5 protein-coding genes are annotated in these 1,863 nt (G+C 64.6%); all 5 read left to right on the forward strand.

Going from position 1 to position 1,863, the window contains the following annotated elements; translation table 11 throughout:
- Positions 1-93: 50S ribosomal protein L36 (gene rpmJ, locus ACRDUX_RS29340; RefSeq protein WP_526419097.1), on the forward strand; the 93-nt coding region annotated here is incomplete at its 5' end.
- Between the two features lie 168 nt (positions 94-261).
- Positions 262-642, forward strand: a complete 381-nt coding sequence (gene rpsM, locus ACRDUX_RS29345; RefSeq protein ID WP_526325649.1) for a 30S ribosomal protein S13 — start codon at positions 262-264, stop codon at positions 640-642.
- A 4-nt stretch (positions 643-646) separates the two neighbouring features.
- Positions 647-1,066 (forward strand): 30S ribosomal protein S11, encoded by a 420-nt coding sequence (gene rpsK, locus ACRDUX_RS29350; RefSeq protein WP_284228620.1) that lies wholly within the window; start codon positions 647-649, stop codon positions 1,064-1,066.
- A 14-nt stretch (positions 1,067-1,080) separates the two neighbouring features.
- Positions 1,081-1,686: a 30S ribosomal protein S4 gene (gene rpsD, locus ACRDUX_RS29355; protein ID WP_526419095.1), complete on the forward strand. Its 606-nt coding sequence runs from the start codon at positions 1,081-1,083 to the stop codon at positions 1,684-1,686.
- A gap of 77 nt (positions 1,687-1,763) precedes the next feature.
- Positions 1,764-1,863: hypothetical protein (locus ACRDUX_RS29360; RefSeq protein ID WP_526419099.1), on the forward strand; the 100-nt coding region annotated here is incomplete at its 3' end.

Below are 1,863 nucleotides of genomic sequence, written 5' to 3' on the forward strand. Positions count from 1 at the left end.
AAGCCAATCTGCGACAAGTGCAGGGTGATCCGTCGTCATCGGCGGGTCATGGTCATCTGCTCCGACCCGCGCCACAAGCAGCGTCAAGGCTGATTGAAAGCCGAAGCGCGACAACACAACTGAATGACGACTTCCCAGTACCACTGAGCGGATAGGCCGCTTGGCACGCCCGGCACGGAGGCCGGGCCCCGTTGAAGAGCCCTCGGGCTGGCGGGAACGGACTGGGAACAGACCTCCGCGACGAGAAGGAATCACTGCCTAATGGCACGTCTACTGGGCGTCGATCTCCCGCGTGACAAGCGCATGGAGATCGCGCTGACCTACATCTACGGCATCGGCCGTACCCGCTCCCAGGAGATCCTGTCGGCCACCGGCATCGACTTCGATCTGCGCACCAAGGACCTGACCGACGATCAGGTCTCGCAGTTGCGCGACTACATCGAAAGCAACGCCGACATCAAGGTCGAGGGTGACCTGCGCCGCGAGGTGCAGGCCGACATCCGCCGCAAGATCGAGATCGGCTGCTACCAGGGCCTGCGGCACCGCCGCGGTCTCCCGGTGCGTGGCCAGCGAACCAAGACCAACGCGCGCACCCGCAAGGGCCCGAAGCGCACCATCGCCGGCAAGAAGAAGGCCAGGTAAGTAAATGGCACCCACCAAGAAGACCGGCGCCGCGGGCCCCAAGAAGGGCCAGAAGACGCGTCGCAAGGAAAAGAAGAACGTCCCGCACGGCGCTGCTCACATCAAGAGCACGTTCAACAACACGATCGTGTCGATCACCGACCAGCAGGGCAACGTCATCGCCTGGGCATCGTCGGGTCACGTCGGCTTCAAGGGCTCGCGCAAGTCGACGCCCTTCGCCGCGCAGCTGGCCGCCGAGAACGCTGCCCGCAAGGCGCAGGAGCACGGCGTGAAGAAGGTCGACGTCTTCGTGAAGGGTCCGGGTTCGGGCCGCGAGACCGCGATTCGTTCATTGCAGGCAGCCGGCCTCGAGGTCGGCGCCATTTCCGACGTCACGCCGCAGCCGCACAACGGCTGCCGTCCGCCCAAGCGGCGCCGGGTCTAGAGGAGATTTAGAACATGGCTCGTTACACCGGACCCGTCACCCGCAAGTCGCGCCGCCTTGGCGTCGACCTGGTCGGCGGAGATCAGTCCTTCGAGAAGCGCCCCTACCCGCCCGGCCAGCACGGCCGCGCGCGGATCAAGGAGAGCGAATACCGTACGCAGCTGCAGGAGAAGCAGAAGGCTCGCTTCACCTACGGCGTCATGGAGAAGCAGTTCCGTCTCTACTACGAAGAGGCCAACCGCCACGCGGGCAAGACGGGTGAGAACCTGCTCCAGATCCTGGAGAGCCGTCTCGACAACGTCGTCTACCGCGCCGGGCTCGCCCGCACGCGCCGGATGGCACGCCAGCTGGTCAGCCACGGGCACTTCACCGTCAACGGCGTGAAGGTCGACATTCCCAGCTACCGGGTCTCGCAGTACGACATCATCGACATCCGCGAGAAGTCGCTGAACACGCTGCCGTTCGAGCTCTCCCGCCAGACGGCGGGCGATCGCCCGATCCCGGGCTGGCTGCAGGTCGTCGGGGAGCGCCAGCGCATCCTCGTCCACCAGCTTCCCGAGCGCGCACAGATCCAGGTGCCGCTCACCGAACAGCTGATCGTCGAGTTCTACTCGAAGTAATGCGTGTAGCGACCGACCGGTCGCTGCCACCAAACGGCATCAAATAGCGGATGCCGAGAAGGAGATAAAGAAACACAATGCTGATCTCTCAGCGCCCCACCCTGTCCGAAGAGAGCCTCGCCGAGAACCGGTCCAAGTTCGTCATCGAGCCCCTGGAGCCCGGATTCGGCTACACCC

It is taken from the genome of Mycobacterium sp. (genome assembly GCF_050701675.1).
Taxonomy (GTDB): domain Bacteria; phylum Actinomycetota; class Actinomycetes; order Mycobacteriales; family Mycobacteriaceae; genus Mycobacterium.

Coding starts and splice junctions, on each gene's coding strand:
- rpsM (WP_526325649.1), top strand. CDS start 262: ATGGCACGTCTACTGGGCGTCGATCTCCCGCGTGACAAGCGCATGGAG.
- rpsK (WP_284228620.1), top strand. CDS start 647: ATGGCACCCACCAAGAAGACCGGCGCCGCGGGCCCCAAGAAGGGCCAG.
- rpsD (WP_526419095.1), top strand. CDS start 1,081: ATGGCTCGTTACACCGGACCCGTCACCCGCAAGTCGCGCCGCCTTGGC.